The sequence below is a fragment of the Streptomyces sp. genome (assembly GCF_036566765.1).
In the GTDB taxonomy this organism is placed as follows: domain Bacteria; phylum Actinomycetota; class Actinomycetes; order Streptomycetales; family Streptomycetaceae; genus Streptomyces.
In genome coordinates, this window is sequence record NZ_DATCVQ010000009.1 from 1 (window position 1) to 16,953 (window position 16,953).

Below are 16,953 nucleotides of genomic sequence, written 5' to 3' on the forward strand. Positions count from 1 at the left end.
TCCGGTCCCGCGGTGCCGGGCCCGGGGCAGCCGTACGCCGCATCCCTCGCTCCCGGTCCCACGGGCCCGGGAGCGCCGGCAGGCGGGCTCGCCTCCGCGCCGACGGGGCCCCTCGCGGCACGCACGCCGCGACGTACCGGGTTGATCGTGGCCGGGGCGGTCGTCCTGACCGCGGCCACCCTCACCGGCGCCCTGATCCTGTCCGGCGTCCTGCAGCCCGGCGGGCGCAGCACCGGCGCGACGGGCCGGGTCGATCGGTCCGCGACGCCCACGGCCGAGCAGCCCACCGCCGGCTCCGGAGGGCCGTCCGCCTCGGCTTCTAAGAAGCCCGCGGACAAGAAGAAGGGACGGCCGTCCGCGTCCACGAGCCCCACGCACCCGGACGCCTCCGCCGGGCCGACCGCGCCCCGGACGCCGCGTGCCTCCCGTAAGCCCACCGCCACGGCCCCGGCCGCGCCGGCGGCCGTCGTCTACCCGGGCATCCGCATGACCGCCAGCCATGACCTGTACCTGGCCGACCGGCCCGTACGGGCCAAGGCCGACGCGGGCACCAGCGACGAGGACTTCACGTACGCCGTGTACTCCTCCGGGGCCGTCGTGGCCCCGGGCTCGACGAGCGGGAGCCAGCTGACCCGCCTGGCGCCCCGCGCCGCGGGGACGGCGGCCGCGTGCCTCGCGCAGAGCGGCAGCGAGAAGTACGTGTGGGTGAAAGACCTCTCCGTCGGCGACCGGCTCTGCGTGATCGGCGGAGACGGCCACGTGGGCCTGATCACCTTCCGCGGCACGGCCCCCGCTCCGGACACGAAGGACTACATCAACGTAGACGTGAAGGTCTGGCGCGACGCGGTCGCCCCGGTCGGCGGCTGACCGTCCGGCGGCTGACCGGTCGGCACCTGACCATCCGGTGCCTGACCGGCCGGGCTTCGAGGCCGGGGCGTCGACTGCAGACGTAAGGCGTCAGGCGCCGAGCCAGAGGTCCGGGCCGAACACCTCGTAGTGCACATCGGCCGCGGCGACCCCCCGGCCGAGCAAGTCGCCGCGCACCGCGCGCATGAAAGGGAGCGGGCCGCAGAGGTACGCGGTGGTGCCGGCCGGCAGGTCCAGCAGGCCGATCTCGGCGCGGCCCCGACGGGCGTCCGCGTCGCCCGGCTCCTCGTACCAGAGGTGCAGCCGGGCGTCGGGGAGTGCGTCGACCAGGCGCAGCAGCTCGGCCCGGTGGGCGTGCGCGGCGGGGGAGCGGTCCGCGTGCACGACGACGACCGGGCGGCTTGAGCCGCTCGCGGCCAGGTGATCCAGCATGGCCAGCATGGGGGTGCTGCCGATGCCCGCGGACGCGAGCAGCACCGGTCCGTCGCCCTCAGGCAGGACCAGGTCGCCGAACGGGGTCGACACGGACAGGACGTCACCGGGCGCGGCGTGCGCGTGCAGCCAGGAGGACACCTCGCCGGCCGGGTCGCCGCCGACCCGCTTGACGGTGATGCGCCAGTGCGGGCGGCCGGGGGCGGAGGAGACGCTGTACTGGCGTATCTGCCGCGCTCCGTCCGGCAGTTCGACCTGGACGCTGACGTACTGGCCCGGGCGGAACGCCTCGGTGGGCCGGCCGTCGGCGTGCCGCAGCAGGAAGGAGACCGTGTCCGGCGTCTCCTCGTGCCGCTCGACGATCTCCATCGGCCGCCTGACGTCGCCGTCCGCGACCCCGGTCTGCGCGTAGAGGCCCGACTCCAGGGCGATGAGCGCGTTCGCCATGAGCCAGTACACCTCGTCCCACGCCGCGGCGACGTCGGGCGTGACGGCCTCGCCGAGGACCTCCACGATGGCGGCGAACAGGTGCTCGTGGACGACCTTGTACTGGTCGGCGGTCACGCCCAGGGACGCGTGCTTGTGCGCGATGCGGCCGAGCATGACGTCAGGGCGGCTGTCCGGGTGCTCCAGTAGCGCTCCGGCGAAGGCGGTGATGGAGCCGGCGAGGGCACGCCGCTGGTCGCCGGTGGCCTGGTTGCCCCGGTTGAACACGTCCCGCAGCAGCTCGGGGTGGGCGGTGAACAGCCCTGCGTAGAACCGCTCGGTGATCTCGTCGAGGGCGGCTCCGACCACGGGAAGTGTGGCGCGGACGACCTGGGTGGCCTGCTCGGAGAGCATCCCGACTCCAATTCTGGTAGATGATCTGCGTATTTTCGGGCACGTTGAATCGCGGCCCGAACGGATGGCGTGGATGGCAGGGGGGAGTGGTCAGTCGGAGCGGGGCGCGGAGAGGGAGACCAGTACCGGCCCGGCGGGGGACTCGACCAGGTCCGCGACGGTGAGAGGGTCGAGCGTGCGGTAGAACGCCTCCTGGGCTGACCGGAGCGCTCCGCGCAGCCGGCACGCGGCGCGCAGCGGGCACGGCGGATCGCCCTCGCAGGCGACGACCTCCTCCTCGCCCTCCAGCATCCGCACCAGCCAGCCGACCGAGGCCCGTCGACCCATGTCGGTCAGGGCGAGCCCGCCGCCGCGCCCGCGGCGCGCCTCCACGACGCCGAGGTGCTGCAGTCGCGTGACGACCTTGGCCATGTGGGCGTAGGGCACGGCCATGGTCTCGGCCACCTCGCGGGTGGTGGCCGAGCCGTCCTGCTCGGAGACCGCCAGGCGCATGACGGCACGCAGCGCCAGGTCGGTGAATTTCGTCAACCGCACGCCGCGACCGTAGCAAATCGGTATGTGAGGTTCGTATTCAGGGTCCGCACACTGTCACCTTCACCTTCACCCTGACGCTCGACTTGAGGTTGAGGCTCAGGTCGAAGGTGAGAGCGGCGCGGGGCGGTCGGCCCCCTCGCCGGGCCCGAAGCGGTCGGCCCCCTCGCCGGGCCCGAAGCGGTCGGCCCCCTCACCGGGCCCGAAGCGGTCCCGGTAGGCCGTCGGGGACAGGCCCGTCTCGCGTCGCATCAGTGCCCGCAGATTGGTCGCCGTGCCGAGCCCGCTGCTTCGCGCGACCACGTCGAAGCGGGATTCGCCGCGCTCGATCAGCCGACAGGCCAGTGCCAGCCGCTCCCCGGTGAGCCAGGCCAGCGGAGTCGTGCCGAGCTGGGCCCGGAAGCGCCGGTGCAGCGTCGCAGGGCTGACCGCCGCCCGGGCCGCAAGGCCGGACACCGTCAGTGGCGCGCCGAGTCGTTCCTGCGCCCATGCGAGCAGCGGTGCCAGCGACTCGTCCGGAGTCTGCGGCACCGGCCGCTCGACGAACTGCCGCTGCCCGCCGTCCCGGTGGGCCGCGAACACCAGCCTGCGGCTCACCGCGGCGGCGATCTCCGCGCCGTGGTCGCGGCGCACCACGTGCAGCCCCAGGTCGAGCGCGGCCGCGCTGCCCGCGGCCGTGAGGATGTCCCCGTCGTCCACGAACAGCACGTCCGGTTCGAGCTGGACCGCGGGGAAGCGGGCCCGGAAGACGTCGGCCCACTGCCAGTGCGCGGTGGCCCGCCGCCCGTCGAGGACGCCGGCCTCCGCCAGCGTGAACGCGCCGCTGCAGAAGCCGAGTAGCCGGGCCCCGCGGGCGTGGGCGCGCCGGATGGCGTCGAGTACGTCGGGGCGGCGCGGCGTCTCGACGTTGGGCCGGTTCGGGACGATGAGCGTGTCCGCGTCGTCCGCCGCGTCCAGGTCGGCCACGCCGGTGAGGGTGAAGAACCCGTCCCGCATGACGATCCGCGGGTCCGGGGCGCAGAGCCGGAAGTCGTACAGCTCCCTGCCGATCTCCGGGCGGCGCAGACCGAACACCTCGGTGGCGCAGCCGAGTTCGAACGGGTTCGAGTCGGCGTCGACGATCACGACGACGCGGTGCGAGGATCCTTGCGACATATGCGATTTCTAGCACTCACGCGGGTGGTGCGGCGAGGCGGACGATGGAGGCATGAACCACGCAGACACCCCCGCCGCCACCGCAACCGACGCCGCCGACCCGCGCCGTGAACCCGTCGACCTCGCCCGGGCCCTGGCCTCGTTCGACGCGCTGTGGAGCCCCCGCATCGTCACCCGCGTCAACGACTACGACGTACGCGTCGCCAAGGTCGAGGGCGAGCATGTCTGGCACGCCCACGACGACACCGACGAGTTCTTCCTCGTCCTGGACGGCACGCTGAACATCGCGCTGCGCGAGCCCGCCGGCGAGCGCACGGTCGTGCTCCCGCGCGGTGCGGTGTTCACGGTCCCGCGCGGCACGGAGCACCGGCCGTCCGCCCCGGGCGGCGCGTCGATCCTGATGTTCGAGCCCTCCGGGACGCTGTCGGTCGGCGACCGGCACGACGAACTGCCGGACCATGTGGAGGCGACCACCGGCCACGGACTCGCCATGTGAGGGACCGGCCGGCCCCCTGCGAGCGGGTGTCGGCGGGTGTCGGCGGGTGTCGGCGGGTGTCAGCGGGTGTCAGCGGGTGTCAGCGGGTACGGGTGCGCAGCGCCGCCAGCGCCCGGTCGGCGTGGGCGCTCATCCGGAACTCGCTGCGGACTATCTCCAGAATCGTGCGGTCCTGGTCGATGACGAACGTCGCCCGCTTCGTCGGGGCGAGGGAGAAGCCGCGCTGCACCCCGAAGCGGGCGCGGACCGCGCCCTCCGGGTCGGACAGCAGGGGGTAGCCGAGGCTGTGCCGGTCGGCGAACTCCTGCTGGCGGTCGACCGAGTCGCCGCTGACGCCCACGGGCTGCGCGCCCGCGGCCCGGAACTCGGCGGCCAGGTCGCGGAAGTGGCAGGCCTCGGCGGTGCAGCCGGCGGTCATGGCGGCGGGGTAGAAGAACATCACCACCGGGCCGTCCTGGAGCAGCTCCCCGAGCGTCCTGACCGTGCCGGTCTCGTCCGGCAGGCTGAAGTCCTCGACGACGTCACCGATGTTCATCCGACTTCCGCCCCTTCCGGATCGCCCCGCTCCCTGCGGGCCGCCGTGACCCTACCGGAGGGTAAGGCTCCAGGTCGACGCCGGACCCGCGTTCATTCTCCCTGGTGCTCATTCCCGCTGCGGGCGGCCAGGACCACGAGGACCTGCTCGCCCCACCGCAGGTTCTCCTGCTCGAAGGAGAGTCCGCGCGTCAGGGTGAGGTACGGACCGACCCGCTCGGCCTCGCGCAGGTACGTGGCCTCGTCCCGGCCGGCCAGCATGTGCTCCCGGAGCCGGCCGAAGCGGGCCAGCCGCTGGCGGGTGCGGTCGACATGCTTCTCGACGCTGGCCTTGACCGCCTCGGCGTCGCCCACGTCGACGGCCTGGATCTGCACCATGAGCTCGTCGCGGATCGCCGTGGGGCGCGGCTCGGCGGCCGTGAAGGCGTGCAGCTCCGTCCGCCCCGCCTCGGTCAGCCGGAACAGCCGCTTGTTCGGCCGCCGCTCCTGCTGCACCACGCGCGCCGCCACGAGACCGCCCTCGGCCAGCCGCTCGAGCTCCCGGTACAACTGCTGCGGCGTGGCCGCCCAGAAGTTGGCCACGGACACGTCGAAGATCTTGGCCAGGTCGTATCCGGAGGACTCGCCCTCCAGAAGGGCGGCCAGCACCGCGTGCTTGAGAGACATCCGGCCACGGTAGCAGTTTTGCGATTAATCGATTCCGCACCTAATCGACGAGGTGCCAGACGACCCGTGCCTCAGTCCGCGCCGAGCGAGCGCGCCCGCACTCCCGCCTGGAAACGGGACTCCGCGCCCAGCGCCGCCATCACCTCGGCGACGCGCCGCCGGTACGTGCGCAGCGACATGCTCAGGTGCCGGGCCGCCGCCTCGTCCGTGTAGCCGGCCCCGAGGGCGTCCAGGACCCGGCGCGCCTCCTCGCCCAGCGCGGGCGGCCGGGCCCGGCCGAGGTACGCGCGGACGTCCGTCGCCGCCTCCCAGGTGGCGTGGACCAGGGAGCGGACGCTCTCGACGACCTCCGGGGAGCTGATCACGCTGTACGTCCGCGCCCCCCGGTCCGTACCGCCCGCCAGGATCGCGATCCGCCGGTCGATCACGATCGCCTCGCGGGCGAGCGGCACGGCGGTGATCCGGACGTCCGCGCCGGCGTCGGCGATCCGCAGCAGCCGGCGCTCGGACTCCGGGTCGCCCGTCGCCGCCGGGGAGTACACCTTCCGCATGGCCAGACCGTCGCGCGCGGACGGCCGGTAGCCCCGGGCGAACGCCGACTCGACGCCCGCCGACCAGGTCACCAGGTCGGCGGCCGCGCACAGGAACTCCTCGCGGGCGGCGCCGAACAGATGGCCGGCCCGTTCGGCCAGCTCGGCCTCGCCCCGCAGGGTCACGATGTGGTCGGACGTCATGGTCCGCCCAGTGTGGCAGCAAGTGGCCAACCGCTCGGAAGTCGGTGGAACGGCTCCCAGGATGTCGGCATGACGATCGACGCGAACGACACGACCATCGCCGGCGCCGGAGCGGACGCGAACCACAGGGAACCGAGGGGCGCGAACCATGTGGCACCCACGGACCGTGCGGTCCCGGCCGGCCGGGCCGGGTACTGGAACCTCGGCGGGCAGCTGCCGGTCGCCCGCATGGGGTTCGGCGCGATGCGGCTGGCCGGCCGCGGCTTCGAGGGCCCCAAGGGCGACCCGGCGCGCGCCGTCGCCGTCCTGCGCCGGGCGGTCGAACTCGGGGTGGACCACATCGACACGGCGGCCTTCTACTTCTACGAGGACCTCGCCGCCAACGCCCTCATCCGCGAGGCCTTGCACCCGTATCCCGAACACTTGGTGATCGCCACCAAGGTCGGCCCCGACCGCTCCCCGGACGGTCAGTGGCTGCCGCCCGCCGGCCCGGACGGGCTCCGCGCAGCCGTCCACCGCAATCTGCGCGAACTCGGCCGCGACCACCTGGACCTCGTCCATCTGCGGGTGCAGCTCGCCGACACGGCGGCGTCGGTCGCCGAGCGCTTCGGAGTCCTGGCCGAGCTGCGTGAGCAAGGCCTGATCCGGCACCTCGGGCTCAGCAACGTCCACGCGGGCCAGCTCGCCGAGGCGCAGGAGGCAGCCCCAGTAGCGACGGTGCAGAACTGGTACACGGCGAGCCGCCGGGGTGACGACGAGCTTCTCCGGTCCTGTGCCCGCCAGGGCATCGCCTTCACGCCCTTCTTCCCGCTCGGCGGGGAGGAGTTGCTCGGCTCGCCCCGGCTCGCGGAGATCGCCGCACGGTACGGCGCGAGGCCGGCCCAGATCGCCCTCACGTGGCTGCTCGCCCGCTCGCCGGCCGTGCTCGCCATTCCGGGCACCGCCTCGCTCGCCCACTTGGAGGACAACGTGGCGGCGGCCGCGCTCCGCTTGGACACGGAGGATCTGGCCGCCGTGGACGCGCTCGGCGGTGACGCGAGGCCGTGACGCGAGGCGATGACCTGAGGTAGTGACCCGTCGTCAGCAGCCCGGCAGCCTCGGCGGGGTCCACGCGGCATGCTGGAGGATCATGCGGACGGCCACGCCCGAGGGAGCCAAGCGCAGGGCGGTGTTGCGCAGGGCGACGGCCACCGGGTGGGCGAGCTGCTGGCCCATGCGGCCCGCCTGTCGCGCGGCGGCGGCGACGCCCTGCGCGCGGGGGCGGCGCTCGGCGTCGTAGCGGGCGAGCGCCCGCGCCACGTCCGGGCCCTCGGAGATCCGGGCGGCCAGGACCACCGCGTCCTCCAGGGCCTGGCAGGCGCCCTGTCCGAGGTGCGGGGTCATGGCGTGGGCGGCGTCGCCGAGCAGCGCGACCCGGCCTGCGACGAACGAGGGCAGTGGGTCGGCCAGTTCGCCGATGTCGTGGTGCAGCACGTCGTTCGGATCGGTCGCGTCGAGCAGGGCCGGGATCGGCTCGTGCCAGCCCGCGAACCGGCGACGCATCTCGGCGAGCGGGTTCGGGTACCGCAGCCCGGCCGGGGAGTTGAGCACCGCGTGCCATTCGGCCCGCCCGTCGGTGAGGGCGATGTGGCCGAACTCCGTGCCCCGGCCCCAGGTGATCTCGAAGTCGGAGCCCGCCTCCACCGGGCCCTTCGTCAGCGCGCGCAGCACCGTGGAGCCGCTGTGCGCCGGGCCCGGGTGGTCCGGGAAGAGCAGGGCGCGGGTCCCGCTGCCGATTCCGTCGGCACCGACGACGAGATCCGGCTCCGCCTCGTCCGGTCGGCCGTCGTCGTGCTCGTACGCGACCCGGACCCGTCCCGGTGCGGAGCGGTCGAGAGCCGTCATGCGCGCGCCGGGGACCAGGCACTCCGGCGGCAGCTCCGCGCGCAGGAGAGCGTGGAGTGCGGCGCGCGGGATGCCGACGATGGGCGTCCCCAGGGCGCGTTCGAGGGCGGCGCCGTCCATCCGGGCGAGCCACGCGCCCTGCGGCGTGCGGGTGCCGCCGGTGTACTGGCCGCGGGCGGCGGCCCGGACTTGGGCGCCCACGCCGAGGGCGTCGAGGGCGCGCAGCCCGTTCGCGGCCAGCGAGATCCCGGCCCCGGCGTCGTCGAGGACCCGGGTCCGCTCGACGACGGTGACCTCCCAGCCGACGCGGCGCAGCCCGATCGCGACGGCGAGCCCGCCGATCCCTCCGCCGACGACGACAGCGGTCCTGCCCATGCCCTGCTCCCTCCCTCGACTTCTACATCTGTAGAAGCGATGCCGTGGGCAGAGCGTACTCCGCCTCCTCTACAGGTGTAGAAAGGGGTGGTGACCACGGACAGAACCGGCCGCGCCGACCGCCAGGACCGCCCCGACCGCCGCACCCTCCTCGCCGACACAGCCCTCGGCGTCCTCGCCGACGCCGGGATGCGCGGCCTGACGCACCGCGCCGTCGACGCCGCCGCAGGCCTTCCCGTCGGCACCACCTCGGCGTACTTCCGCACCCGCTCCGCCCTGCTGACCGCCCTGGTCCGCCGCCTCGTCGACCTTGACCAGGCCGAGCTGCGGGCGGCGGGCGAGCGCGCCGGGGAGCCGCGCGACGCCGCCGAACTCGTCCGAGGCATCGCCGCGCTCGCCGAGGCCCGGCTGACCGGCGAGGGCCGTCGCCGCTCCCTCGCCCGCCACGCCTGCGCGGTCGAGAGCGTGCGCGATCCGGAACTGCGGGAGATCCTCGTCCCCCGCGAGAACCCCGGCCGCGACGCGGTGCGCCGCTTCCTCGCGGGCCGGGGCGTGCGCGACCCCGAGGCGCGCACGCTGACGCTGCTCGCCTGCGTCGACGGTCTCGTCCTCGACCGGGTCGTGTCCGGCGGATCCCTCACGGAGGATGAGATCGAGGGACTCGTCGTCGCCGCGCTGCGGCGGTAGGCGGATCCAGGCAGGCCTCGGCGCACTGGGCGAGGCGGGTGACCCCGGCGGCGTGTCGGACCGGGACCGCTCGTCCCGCAGTCGTACGAACGAGGGACCCGCCGCCCGGAACCGTATGGGAGCAGACCCCGATGGACAGCAACGCGTTCGTCTACACCACGTACATCCTCACCACGCCCGACGACCTCTGGAAGGCCCTGACCGACCCGGAGCTCACCCGGCAGTACTGGGGCGTGGCCTTCGAGTCGGAGTGGACCCCCGGGGCGACGATGGTCTGGGACGAGGCCGGGCGGAAGACCGCCGACCCCGAGCAGCTCGTGATCGAGGCGACCCCCGGCCGCCGGCTCTCGTACACCTGGCACACCTTCACCGAGGAGTGGGCGCGGATCGCCGGCATCGAGGCCGACGTGCTCGCCCGGCTCGCGGCCGAGCGGCGCTCGAAGGTGACGTACGAGATCGAGCCGTCCGGCGACATCGTCAAACTGACGGTCGTGCACGACGACCTGGAGCCCGGGGGAACGATTCGCGGGCTGATCGGCGAGGGCTGGCCCGTACTGCTCTCCAGCCTCAAGACCCTGCTCGAGACCGGCGAACCCCTGCCCGAGCCCGCTCGCTGACGCCCCGCCGCGGCCCCGGCGTTGGTGCTTTCGAGTCGTCTCCGGGGCCGGACCCGCGCCACGCCCGGCCTATTGATCATCTTTTCCGATCCCGTCCGCTTTGATGCTCGGACATCCCAGGACGAACGGGGAGGCCGCGTTGGCATCGGTGCACGGGATCGCGAAGGGCTGGGGAGCGGTGGCGGCCGTGGCGGGCGTCGTCCTGCTGACCACCGCCGGCCAGCCTTCGGGCACGGACCGGCCCGCGGACGGCGGAGTCCGGACCTCCGGGGACGGGGAGGCCGTCTTCTCCGTGGCCGGCACCCTCGCCGACGCCGCCGCGGTCGTGGACGACTGCGCCGACGCCGACGGGGTCTGCGCCGCGACCGCCGCCCTGCACCGTACGGCGGTCCTCACCACCCACCCCGACCAGGACACCGCGGGGGCCGAGCAAGGACCCGACGACCCCGGCCTCGTTCTGGCAGCCCGGCCCGGCGGTCCGGTCGAGATCCGGCTCAAGTCGCCCGGCACGCTGGCCGACGCCACCGTCTCCGACGCGCACGACCGCCGCCTCGCCGGCGTCCTGAGCCCCGACGGAACCCGCTGGACCAGCACCGGCCCGATCGCCGCCGGCCGACGGTTCACAGCCCGGCTCGCCGTCGAGGGATCCGGCCCCGGCGCGGCCCGTGAACGCCGCTTCACGCGCCTGCACTTCAGCACCGCACGGGCCACCGCGGACGACGGCCGGCTCACCGTCGCCTTCGGCCCCGGCCCCGGTCGCTACGGCGTCGGCCAGCCGCTCACCGCCGAACTCAGCCACCCCGTGCCCGCCGACGACCTGCGCGCCCGCGGCGCCGTCGAACGCGCCCTGGAGGTCGGCTCCGAGCCGCGCGTCGACGGGGCCTGGCACTGGGTCGGCCCGACCACCCTGCACTACCGGCCCCGCACGTACTGGCCCGCCCACGCCACCGTCCGCGTCCGCTCCGGACTTGACGGCGTCCAGATCACCGACCGGCTCCTCGGCGGCCCGTCCCGCGCGCTCACGATCACCACCGGCGACCGCGTCGAGGCCGTCACGGACGTCTCCGCCCACCTCATGACCGTCCGGCACAACGGGCAGGTCGTCCGGACCATCCCCGTCACCACCGGCAAGGCCGGCTACCGGACCCGCGGCGGCATCAAGGTCGTCCTCGGCAAGGAACGCCTGGTCCGTATGCGCGGGGACACCATCGGCATCGCCAAGAAGAGCAAGGACTTCTACGACCTCAAGGTCCGCTGGGCGACCCGCGTGACATGGAGCGGCGAGTACCTGCACGCCGCCCCCTGGTCCGTGGACGCGCAGGGCAGCGAGGACGTCAGCCACGGCTGCACCGGCATGAGCACCGAGGACGCCGCCTGGCTGTTCGCCACCGTGCGCGAGGGCGACATCGTCCAGGTGGTCAACGGAGAGGGCGAGGAGATGAGCCCGTTCGACAACGGCTTCGGCGACTGGAACCTTGGCTGGGACGACTGGCAGCGCGGCAGCACGGTGGGGGCGGCGTGGAGCCGCGCGCAGGGCGCGGGCGGCCCGCTGCGGCCCGACGTCTGACGGCCGGTCGGAAGGTGCCTACGCGAGGCGGTCAGGGACGGCGCGGAACGGAGTGCTCCACCGGGCCTTCGGGCTGTGCCGGGCCTTCGAGCGGTTCCATGGTCGGCTCGCCCTCGACGACGTACTGGTACGTGAACCCCGCCCGCCGCGCACCGGCACGCGAGGCGCCGCCGGCCGTCGACGGCCCGGCGAACGTGTGCGGCGCGCGCTGCCATTCGCGCAGCGTCGCCGTCCAGGCCGCGCCGCTGTCGGCCCGTACTCGCAGCGACAGTTCCGGTACCTGGCCGTGCCGCCGGACCGGACCGACGGCCACCGTCGTGTCCCGGGCCCGTACCGGCGTCAGCGCCACGCCGACCGGCCGCAGACCGGGCGGCCAGAGCGACCACTCCCAGTTGACGTAGGCGTACGAGGCCCCGGCCTTCGCCCCGGAACGGACAAGGCCCAACGCCTTCGGCGCACGCCCCGCCCGCAGCTCGCGGAGCAGCACCGCCGGGTCCTCAGGGGTGACGCCCGAGGTGGTGAACCAGGTCTCGTCCGCGCCGTGCTTCGGCTGCCCGCCCGCTGTCGGCGGAGTACGGCCATCGCCGACCGCGCCGCACGCCGCCGACAGCGCGACCAGGGCCGCCGCGAGCGCCGCGCGGACCGCACGGGCGCCGGTGGAACGGGTCATGGCGGTCCTCCGTCCGGGCGAGGCGGAACACGACCGGCCCGCAGGCGGACGCCGTGCCCCGTCGAGAACATGACACCCGCGGGCGGGCGCGGCCGCATCCGGATGCCGCCGAATGGCCGCGCGCGCCCGCTGCCCGCGGGCGGCGGGCGTCGTCCCTGGCTGCGCCGCGTCCCCAACCGGGTTAGCGTTCCAGGGTCCGGTCACCCGCAAGGGATGAGGTTTGACAGCGGTGTCGACGCCACATCACGAAGCGTTCGGCGCGCCGTGCTGGGTCAGCCTGATGGCACGCGACCTCGAAGCGGCGCAGCGTTTCTACGGCGAGGTTCTGGGCTGGCGGTTCCGGCCGTCCGAGCTCGGACCCGAGTTCTCCGTGGGCTTCCTCGGCGGGCGTCCCCTCGCCGGCATCGGCGCCATGGCCGGGAGCCTGTCCATCCCCGTCGCCTGGACCCCGTACTTCGCCGTCGACGACGCGGACGTCGCCGCGGCCCGCATCCGGGAGCGGATCGGCACCGTCGCCGTCGGCCCGCTGTCCTTCGGCACCGGGCGCGCGGCCCTCGCCGCCGACCCTCAGGGCGCGGTCTTCGGCATCTGGGAGGGCAAGGCCATCCCGGACTGGCGTTCCGACGCCGCGGCCGGCGGCCCCGCCTGGCTGGAGCTGCGCACCCGGGACGCGTTCGCCGCGGCGATCTTCTACGGCGAGGTCCTCGACTGGGCGTCCGACCGGCCCGGCTGTTGCCAGGTCTCGTACGAGGGCGAGCAGGTCGTCCTGCGCCACGGCGGCCTGGCCGTCGCGCGGCTGAGCGGCGGCGCGATCGAGGAGGCCCCCGACCCGCAGGTGCGGCCCCGCTGGCACGTGCACTTCCGGGTGCCCGACGTGGCGGCGGCGACCGAGGCCGCGGTCCGGCTCGGCGGGAGCGTCGTACGGGGCGCGCGGGGCGACGATGCGGGGCGCTGGACGACGCTCCGGGACCCGGACGGCGGCATGTTCACGATCGGCGACACCGGCGCTGCCGCGCCCTCCCTCCCACAGCTCTGAGATCCGGGCCGGTGGCGGTGTGCGTTCGCCGTCCGCCGGGTGGATCCTGGGAACAGGAATGGTCCGCGGACAAGGAGGCAGGCCATGACACGCACGCTGCAGTGGACGGTCGGCCTGAGCCTGACCGAGGACGAGGGCACGACGAAGGCCCGTGCGGAACTCGACATGGGCAAGGCGAAAGTCACCGGCAAGGGCACCGCCAGGTGCAACCCGTCGGACGTCGACGTCCCCGCCATCGGCGACGAACTGGCGGCCAGCCGCGCCATGAAGGACCTCGCGGCGCAGCTGATGCGCGTGGCCAACCGGGACATGGAAGCCGTCGGCGCGGACACCGTGCCGCAGCACACCGGCCCCGGCTACGGATGGCCGGAGGCGGTGACCTGATCCGCGGTGAGGGGTGACGGCACAGGGCGCGGTGCCCGAAAGGACGCGTGCCCCGAGTCGCGCATGCCACCGCGCGCCGTGACGCCTCATCCAACGAGGCCGCGACCGGCCCTTTCGCGTGCTACGCCGCCTCGTCCTCCTCGTACGTCAGCCGGTCCTCCACCTGCACCACGCCGTCCACGGTCTCGCACAGCCGGACGACGATCGGGCCGAGGCTCCGGCGCGGGAGCGTGCCGCTCAGCGTCACATGGCCCTCGGAGACGTCGATCGTGACGGCCGACGGCGGGAGCCGGAGCGTGCTCGTGACGATCTCCTCCAGAATCTCCTCCTGGATCGCCCGGTCCCGGCGCAGGAACAGCTGCAGCAGGTCGCTGCGGCTCAGCACGCCGATCAGCCGGCCGTGGTCGTCCACCACCGGCAGCCGCTTGATCCGGTGCTTCTCCATCACCCGCGCCGCCTCGACCGCGCTCCACATGGGCAGGGCCACCACGGCGGGGCTGGACATCATGCCCTCGGCGGTGCTCGGCCCGTTCTTCTCGGTGTGACGGCGCAGCAGATCGGCCTCGGACACGACGCCCACGGGCCGCTCGTCGTCGTCGACCACGGGTACGGCGGTGATGCCGTACTCGTCGAGCAGCCGCGCGATCTCCTTGAACGGCGTGCCGCGCTGCACGGCGATCGCCGTCGGGGTCATGAGATCGGCGACACTCCTGTGCCTCATCGCTCGCTTGTCCCTTCTCCGCCCCCGCACGGGGGCGCGGGCACCGGCGTCTCCGGTGTCCCGATAACGGAACGGGTGGTTCCATGGAGGTGGTTCCCCGCCGGAGGGGCCGAGGGCCCGGACGAGGAGTGGTGGCCCCGATGCACCGAGAGACGCAGGCGCCCCGTACCGCGCCCGTGCACCCCCGTGGCGACGTCGGCCGCCGGGTGGCCGCCCGGCGGCACGAGCTCGGCCTGTCCCGCGAGGAGCTGGCCCTGAGGGCGGGCTCCGCGCCCGGTTACATCCAGTACCTGGAGGAGCAGCCCGCCACGCCCGGCGTGGCCTTCCTGCTGCGCCTCGCCGACGCGCTTGAGACCACCGTCCCCGCTCTGACCGGCGCGATCGAGGGTCGCCCGCCCGCCGCAATGCTCCGCACCGTGGAGCTCGACGCCGCCGGCTGCTGGGAGCTGCTCGACGCGCACGGCGTGGGCCGGATCGCCCTGAGCACCCCGGACGGCCCGGCCGTCCTGCCGGTGAACTACTTGGTCTCGGAGGGCGAGGTGGCCTTCCGCAGCACCGCTTCCGGTGGGCCCACCGCGTCCGGCGGCGCCGAGATCGCCTTCGAGGCCGACCACATCGACGAGGCGTCCGGCCAGGGCTGGAGCGTCCTGCTGGTCGGGCCGGTGCACGACGTCACCGACCCCGCCGCCGTCGAACGGCTCGCCGGCCGTGCCGACGGCGGCCCCTGGGAGGGCGGCGACGGCAGCCACTGGACACTGCTCGCGCCCCGCCGCGTCACCGGCCGCCGGATCCTGCTCGCGAGAGCCTGACACCGCCGTCGACCGCGGCCATGACCTCACGCGTGCCCACGGGTCCAGTCCGGGCCCATGCGGCGCCACTCGTACTCCCACTGCGCCGCGCGCCGCCGGTCGGCGACCCTGCGGACGCCGATGCCGACCACCGCGGCCGTGCCGGCCGCCAGGGCGGTCGCGCTCGCGCCGATGGTCGCCGAGCCGAGCCAGATGTCCGTGCCGTTGAGCGGCGGGGTGGTCACCCGGCCCTTCTCGTCCAGCCAGATCTGCGTGTGCTCGCCGCGCTTGGTGTCGGCGCGGACGAGCGCCTTGCCCTGGCCCCGCTGACCGTCGCCGTCGACCCAGCGGACCTTCACGTGGACCTTGATGCCCCGCCCCTCGTCGTACCCGGAGGACGCCGCGTCCGCCGCGTTCTCCAGGACCACGGCGTCGACCCGGTCCCGGGTGGCCGCCTGCTCGACGGCGACGGCCCGGTCGTGGCTCTGCATGGACCAGCCCGCCGCCAGACCGGCGACCGGCGCTCCGACCCAGATCGCCGCCCCGACCGCGAGCAGTGCCCAGGCCTCGACTACGTCGACGGGCCGGCGCAGCGGATGGTCGCGCCAATCCTGTCTCCACACGGGTGCGGGCATCGTTCCCACCACCCTTCGCAGGGCCTCCTCTCCAGGGTGCTCCCGGCCACCGGAGGCCGCCACGCGGCGGGCCGCCTCGCCGCCGATGCGGCACGCGGTGCCCCGTGCCATGATCGACTTCGCTCGATCGGAGCAGGTGGAGGGGGCACTTGGCATGGAGTGGCAGGAGCGGACGGTCGTACGGGACGGGGTGGCCCTCGCGGTCCGAGACGGCGGCGGCGACGGCCCGCCGGTCGTCCTGCTGCACGGCCTGGCCGGACACGCGGGGGAGTGGGACGCGACGGCCCGGCTGCTGCGGCCGCGCCACCGCGTCGTCGCCGTCGACCAGCGCGGTCACGGCGCGAGCGACCGCCGGCCCGCCGACGTGTCCCGGGCCGCGTACGTCGGCGACGTCGTCGCGGTGCTCGATGCCCTGGGCATCGACCGCGCCGTCCTCGTCGGCCAGTCGCTCGGGGGCCACACGGCCCTGCTCACCGTCGCCGCGCACCCGGCGCGGGCCGCCGCCCTCGTCCTGGTGGAAGCGTCGCCGGGCGGGCCGCACCCCGAGGGCCCCGACCACGTCGGCGGCTGGCTCGACAGCTGGCCGGCGCCGTTCGCGTCCCGGGAGGCGGCGGTGTCGTTCCTCGGCGGCGGGGCCGTCGGCGAGGGCTGGGCGGCCGGTCTGGAGGAACGGGCCGACGGCTGGTGGCCGCGGTTCGACCGGGACGTCATGGTCGGCGCGCTCGCGGAGAACACGACGCGCTCCTGGTGGGACGAGTGGCAGCGGGTGGCCTGCCCGGCTCTCGCGGTGCTCGGCCAGGACAGCTTCGTCGACGGGGACGAGGCCGCCGAGATGCTCGACAGACGGCCCGACACGTACGCGGCGAGCGTCCCCGGCACCGGGCACGACCTGCATCTCGAACGGCCCGACGCACTGCACGCGCTGTTGGCCGGGTTCCTGGCGGACGTGCGGCCCTGACCGGATGATGTGCGGGTGAGTACTCCGCCGCTGTCGACGCCCAGCCCCACGGACCGGCTGTTCGCGTGCCTCGCCGGTGCGGTGTCCGGGTTCGCCGCGCTGGCGGTCGCCGAGCTGGTCGCCGTCGCCGTGCGGCCCGAGGCCGGGCCCGTGACGGCGGTCGGCGATTCCACGATCGATCTGACGCCCGCGCCGGTCAAGGAATGGGCCATCCGCACCTTCGGCGAGAGCGACAAGACGGTCCTTCAGATCGGCATCGTCGTCGTCCTCGCCGTCGTCGCCGTGCTTCTCGGCCGGTGGGAGCTGTGGCGGCGCGGGGCGGGCGCGGCCGGACTGATGGCCTTCGGGGTCGTCGGCGCGGTGGCCGCGGCGACCC

Annotated in this window: 19 protein-coding genes and 2 pseudogenes; 11 read left to right on the plus strand and 10 right to left on the minus strand. The window is 74.5% G+C overall.

The window, feature by feature from the left end:
• Positions 1-867 (plus strand): annotated as a pseudogene (locus VIU94_RS00500) (hypothetical protein); the annotation flags it as partial.
• A 90-nt stretch (positions 868-957) separates the two neighbouring features.
• On the opposite strand, the gene VIU94_RS00505 reads toward VIU94_RS00500, so the two are convergent.
• The 3 genes from VIU94_RS00505 to VIU94_RS00515 form a co-directional block, all read right to left on the minus strand.
• Positions 958-2,139, minus strand: a complete 1,182-nt coding sequence (locus tag VIU94_RS00505) for a globin domain-containing protein (RefSeq protein WP_331906280.1) — start codon at positions 2,137-2,139, stop codon at positions 958-960.
• Between the two features lie 90 nt (positions 2,140-2,229).
• A complete protein-coding gene (locus VIU94_RS00510) occupies positions 2,230-2,673 on the minus strand; it encodes an RrF2 family transcriptional regulator (protein WP_331906282.1) in 444 nt (147 codons plus the stop codon).
• 96 nt (positions 2,674-2,769) lie between these two features.
• Entirely contained in the window at positions 2,770-3,825 is a 1,056-nt protein-coding gene (locus VIU94_RS00515) for a GlxA family transcriptional regulator (RefSeq protein WP_331906284.1), read from the minus strand.
• A 52-nt stretch (positions 3,826-3,877) separates the two neighbouring features.
• Between VIU94_RS00515 and VIU94_RS00520 the strand changes: the two genes are divergently transcribed.
• The gene (locus tag VIU94_RS00520) at positions 3,878-4,321 is read left to right on the plus strand and encodes a cupin domain-containing protein (RefSeq protein WP_331906286.1); all 444 of its coding nucleotides are present in this window, start codon (positions 3,878-3,880) and stop codon (positions 4,319-4,321) included.
• A gap of 79 nt (positions 4,322-4,400) precedes the next feature.
• Here VIU94_RS00520 and VIU94_RS00525 read toward each other — a convergent pair whose 3' ends face one another.
• From VIU94_RS00525 to VIU94_RS00535, 3 genes are all read right to left on the minus strand, one after another.
• Positions 4,401-4,856, minus strand: coding sequence for a peroxiredoxin (locus tag VIU94_RS00525; RefSeq protein WP_331906288.1), 456 nt, complete (start codon positions 4,854-4,856; stop codon positions 4,401-4,403).
• 92 nt (positions 4,857-4,948) lie between these two features.
• Positions 4,949-5,521, minus strand: a complete 573-nt coding sequence (locus VIU94_RS00530; RefSeq protein WP_331906290.1) for a PadR family transcriptional regulator — start codon at positions 5,519-5,521, stop codon at positions 4,949-4,951.
• A gap of 71 nt (positions 5,522-5,592) precedes the next feature.
• Positions 5,593-6,255, minus strand: a complete 663-nt coding sequence (locus tag VIU94_RS00535) for a DNA-binding response regulator (protein WP_331906292.1) — start codon at positions 6,253-6,255, stop codon at positions 5,593-5,595.
• A 69-nt stretch (positions 6,256-6,324) separates the two neighbouring features.
• Here VIU94_RS00535 and VIU94_RS00540 point away from each other — a divergent pair, with 69 nt between their 5' ends.
• Positions 6,325-7,302 carry an oxidoreductase gene (locus VIU94_RS00540; RefSeq protein ID WP_331906294.1) on the plus strand — a complete coding sequence of 326 codons (978 nt, stop codon included), beginning with the start codon at positions 6,325-6,327 and terminating at the stop codon, positions 7,300-7,302.
• A gap of 33 nt (positions 7,303-7,335) precedes the next feature.
• Here VIU94_RS00540 and VIU94_RS00545 read toward each other — a convergent pair whose 3' ends face one another.
• Positions 7,336-8,514: an FAD-dependent monooxygenase gene (locus VIU94_RS00545; RefSeq protein ID WP_331906296.1), complete on the minus strand. Its 1,179-nt coding sequence runs from the start codon at positions 8,512-8,514 to the stop codon at positions 7,336-7,338.
• A gap of 189 nt (positions 8,515-8,703) precedes the next feature.
• On the opposite strand from VIU94_RS00545, the gene VIU94_RS00550 reads away from it, so the two are divergent.
• The 3 genes from VIU94_RS00550 to VIU94_RS00560 all read left to right on the plus strand — a co-directional run bounded on the left by VIU94_RS00550 (position 8,704) and on the right by VIU94_RS00560 (position 11,385).
• Positions 8,704-9,201 (plus strand): TetR/AcrR family transcriptional regulator, encoded by a 498-nt coding sequence (locus tag VIU94_RS00550; protein WP_331906316.1) that lies wholly within the window; start codon positions 8,704-8,706, stop codon positions 9,199-9,201.
• A gap of 131 nt (positions 9,202-9,332) precedes the next feature.
• Positions 9,333-9,818 carry an SRPBCC family protein gene (locus tag VIU94_RS00555; protein WP_331906298.1) on the plus strand — a complete coding sequence of 162 codons (486 nt, stop codon included), beginning with the start codon at positions 9,333-9,335 and terminating at the stop codon, positions 9,816-9,818.
• Positions 9,819-9,966: 148 nt separating this feature from the next.
• Positions 9,967-11,385: a L,D-transpeptidase gene (locus VIU94_RS00560; protein WP_414720859.1), complete on the plus strand. Its 1,419-nt coding sequence runs from the start codon at positions 9,967-9,969 to the stop codon at positions 11,383-11,385.
• 31 nt (positions 11,386-11,416) lie between these two features.
• On the opposite strand, the gene VIU94_RS00565 is transcribed toward VIU94_RS00560, so the two are convergent.
• Entirely contained in the window at positions 11,417-12,055 is a 639-nt protein-coding gene (locus tag VIU94_RS00565) for a hypothetical protein (RefSeq protein WP_331906302.1), read from the minus strand.
• Positions 12,056-12,335: 280 nt separating this feature from the next.
• Here VIU94_RS00565 and VIU94_RS00570 point away from each other — a divergent pair, with 280 nt between their 5' ends.
• Complete coding sequence (locus VIU94_RS00570) at positions 12,336-13,091, plus strand: VOC family protein (protein ID WP_331906304.1); 756 nt, start codon at positions 12,336-12,338, stop codon at positions 13,089-13,091.
• Positions 13,092-13,175: 84 nt separating this feature from the next.
• A complete protein-coding gene (locus VIU94_RS00575) occupies positions 13,176-13,475 on the plus strand; it encodes a DUF1876 domain-containing protein (RefSeq protein WP_331906306.1) in 300 nt (99 codons plus the stop codon).
• 121 nt (positions 13,476-13,596) lie between these two features.
• Here VIU94_RS00575 and VIU94_RS00580 read toward each other — a convergent pair whose 3' ends face one another.
• The gene (locus tag VIU94_RS00580; RefSeq protein WP_331906308.1) at positions 13,597-14,196 is read right to left on the minus strand and encodes a CBS domain-containing protein; all 600 of its coding nucleotides are present in this window, start codon (positions 14,194-14,196) and stop codon (positions 13,597-13,599) included.
• 140 nt (positions 14,197-14,336) lie between these two features.
• On the opposite strand from VIU94_RS00580, the gene VIU94_RS00585 reads away from it, so the two are divergent.
• Positions 14,337-15,005 (plus strand): helix-turn-helix domain-containing protein, encoded by a 669-nt coding sequence (locus tag VIU94_RS00585; protein ID WP_331906310.1) that lies wholly within the window; start codon positions 14,337-14,339, stop codon positions 15,003-15,005.
• A gap of 26 nt (positions 15,006-15,031) precedes the next feature.
• Here VIU94_RS00585 and VIU94_RS00590 read toward each other — a convergent pair whose 3' ends face one another.
• Positions 15,032-15,730 (minus strand): Rv1733c family protein, encoded by a 699-nt coding sequence (locus tag VIU94_RS00590; RefSeq protein ID WP_331906312.1) that lies wholly within the window; start codon positions 15,728-15,730, stop codon positions 15,032-15,034.
• Positions 15,731-15,773: 43 nt separating this feature from the next.
• On the opposite strand from VIU94_RS00590, the gene VIU94_RS00595 reads away from it, so the two are divergent.
• The gene (locus tag VIU94_RS00595; RefSeq protein WP_331906314.1) at positions 15,774-16,577 is read left to right on the plus strand and encodes an alpha/beta fold hydrolase; all 804 of its coding nucleotides are present in this window, start codon (positions 15,774-15,776) and stop codon (positions 16,575-16,577) included.
• A 15-nt stretch (positions 16,578-16,592) separates the two neighbouring features.
• Positions 16,593-16,953: pseudogene (locus VIU94_RS00600) on the plus strand (molybdopterin-binding oxidoreductase); the annotation flags it as partial.

What these genes read in the sequence shown, in the direction of transcription:
- VIU94_RS00575 (WP_331906306.1), top strand. Translation starts at nt 13,176, where the DNA reads ATGACACGCACGCTGCAGTGGACGGTCGGCCTGAGCCTGACCGAGGAC.
- VIU94_RS00535 (WP_331906292.1), bottom strand. Translation starts at nt 6,255, where the DNA reads ATGACGTCCGACCACATCGTGACCCTGCGGGGCGAGGCCGAGCTGGCC.
- VIU94_RS00505 (WP_331906280.1), bottom strand. Translation starts at nt 2,139, where the DNA reads ATGCTCTCCGAGCAGGCCACCCAGGTCGTCCGCGCCACACTTCCCGTG.
- VIU94_RS00585 (WP_331906310.1), top strand. Translation starts at nt 14,337, where the DNA reads ATGCACCGAGAGACGCAGGCGCCCCGTACCGCGCCCGTGCACCCCCGT.
- VIU94_RS00555 (WP_331906298.1), top strand. Translation starts at nt 9,333, where the DNA reads ATGGACAGCAACGCGTTCGTCTACACCACGTACATCCTCACCACGCCC.
- VIU94_RS00570 (WP_331906304.1), top strand. Translation starts at nt 12,336, where the DNA reads ATGGCACGCGACCTCGAAGCGGCGCAGCGTTTCTACGGCGAGGTTCTG.
- VIU94_RS00530 (WP_331906290.1), bottom strand. Translation starts at nt 5,521, where the DNA reads ATGTCTCTCAAGCACGCGGTGCTGGCCGCCCTTCTGGAGGGCGAGTCC.
- VIU94_RS00520 (WP_331906286.1), top strand. Translation starts at nt 3,878, where the DNA reads ATGAACCACGCAGACACCCCCGCCGCCACCGCAACCGACGCCGCCGAC.
- VIU94_RS00590 (WP_331906312.1), bottom strand. Translation starts at nt 15,730, where the DNA reads ATGGCACGGGGCACCGCGTGCCGCATCGGCGGCGAGGCGGCCCGCCGC.
- VIU94_RS00540 (WP_331906294.1), top strand. Translation starts at nt 6,325, where the DNA reads ATGACGATCGACGCGAACGACACGACCATCGCCGGCGCCGGAGCGGAC.
- VIU94_RS00580 (WP_331906308.1), bottom strand. Translation starts at nt 14,196, where the DNA reads ATGAGGCACAGGAGTGTCGCCGATCTCATGACCCCGACGGCGATCGCC.
- VIU94_RS00545 (WP_331906296.1), bottom strand. Translation starts at nt 8,514, where the DNA reads ATGGGCAGGACCGCTGTCGTCGTCGGCGGAGGGATCGGCGGGCTCGCC.
- VIU94_RS00550 (WP_331906316.1), top strand. Translation starts at nt 8,704, where the DNA reads ATGCGCGGCCTGACGCACCGCGCCGTCGACGCCGCCGCAGGCCTTCCC.
- VIU94_RS00565 (WP_331906302.1), bottom strand. Translation starts at nt 12,055, where the DNA reads ATGACCCGTTCCACCGGCGCCCGTGCGGTCCGCGCGGCGCTCGCGGCG.
- VIU94_RS00525 (WP_331906288.1), bottom strand. Translation starts at nt 4,856, where the DNA reads ATGAACATCGGTGACGTCGTCGAGGACTTCAGCCTGCCGGACGAGACC.
- VIU94_RS00515 (WP_331906284.1), bottom strand. Translation starts at nt 3,825, where the DNA reads ATGTCGCAAGGATCCTCGCACCGCGTCGTCGTGATCGTCGACGCCGAC.
- VIU94_RS00595 (WP_331906314.1), top strand. Translation starts at nt 15,774, where the DNA reads ATGGAGTGGCAGGAGCGGACGGTCGTACGGGACGGGGTGGCCCTCGCG.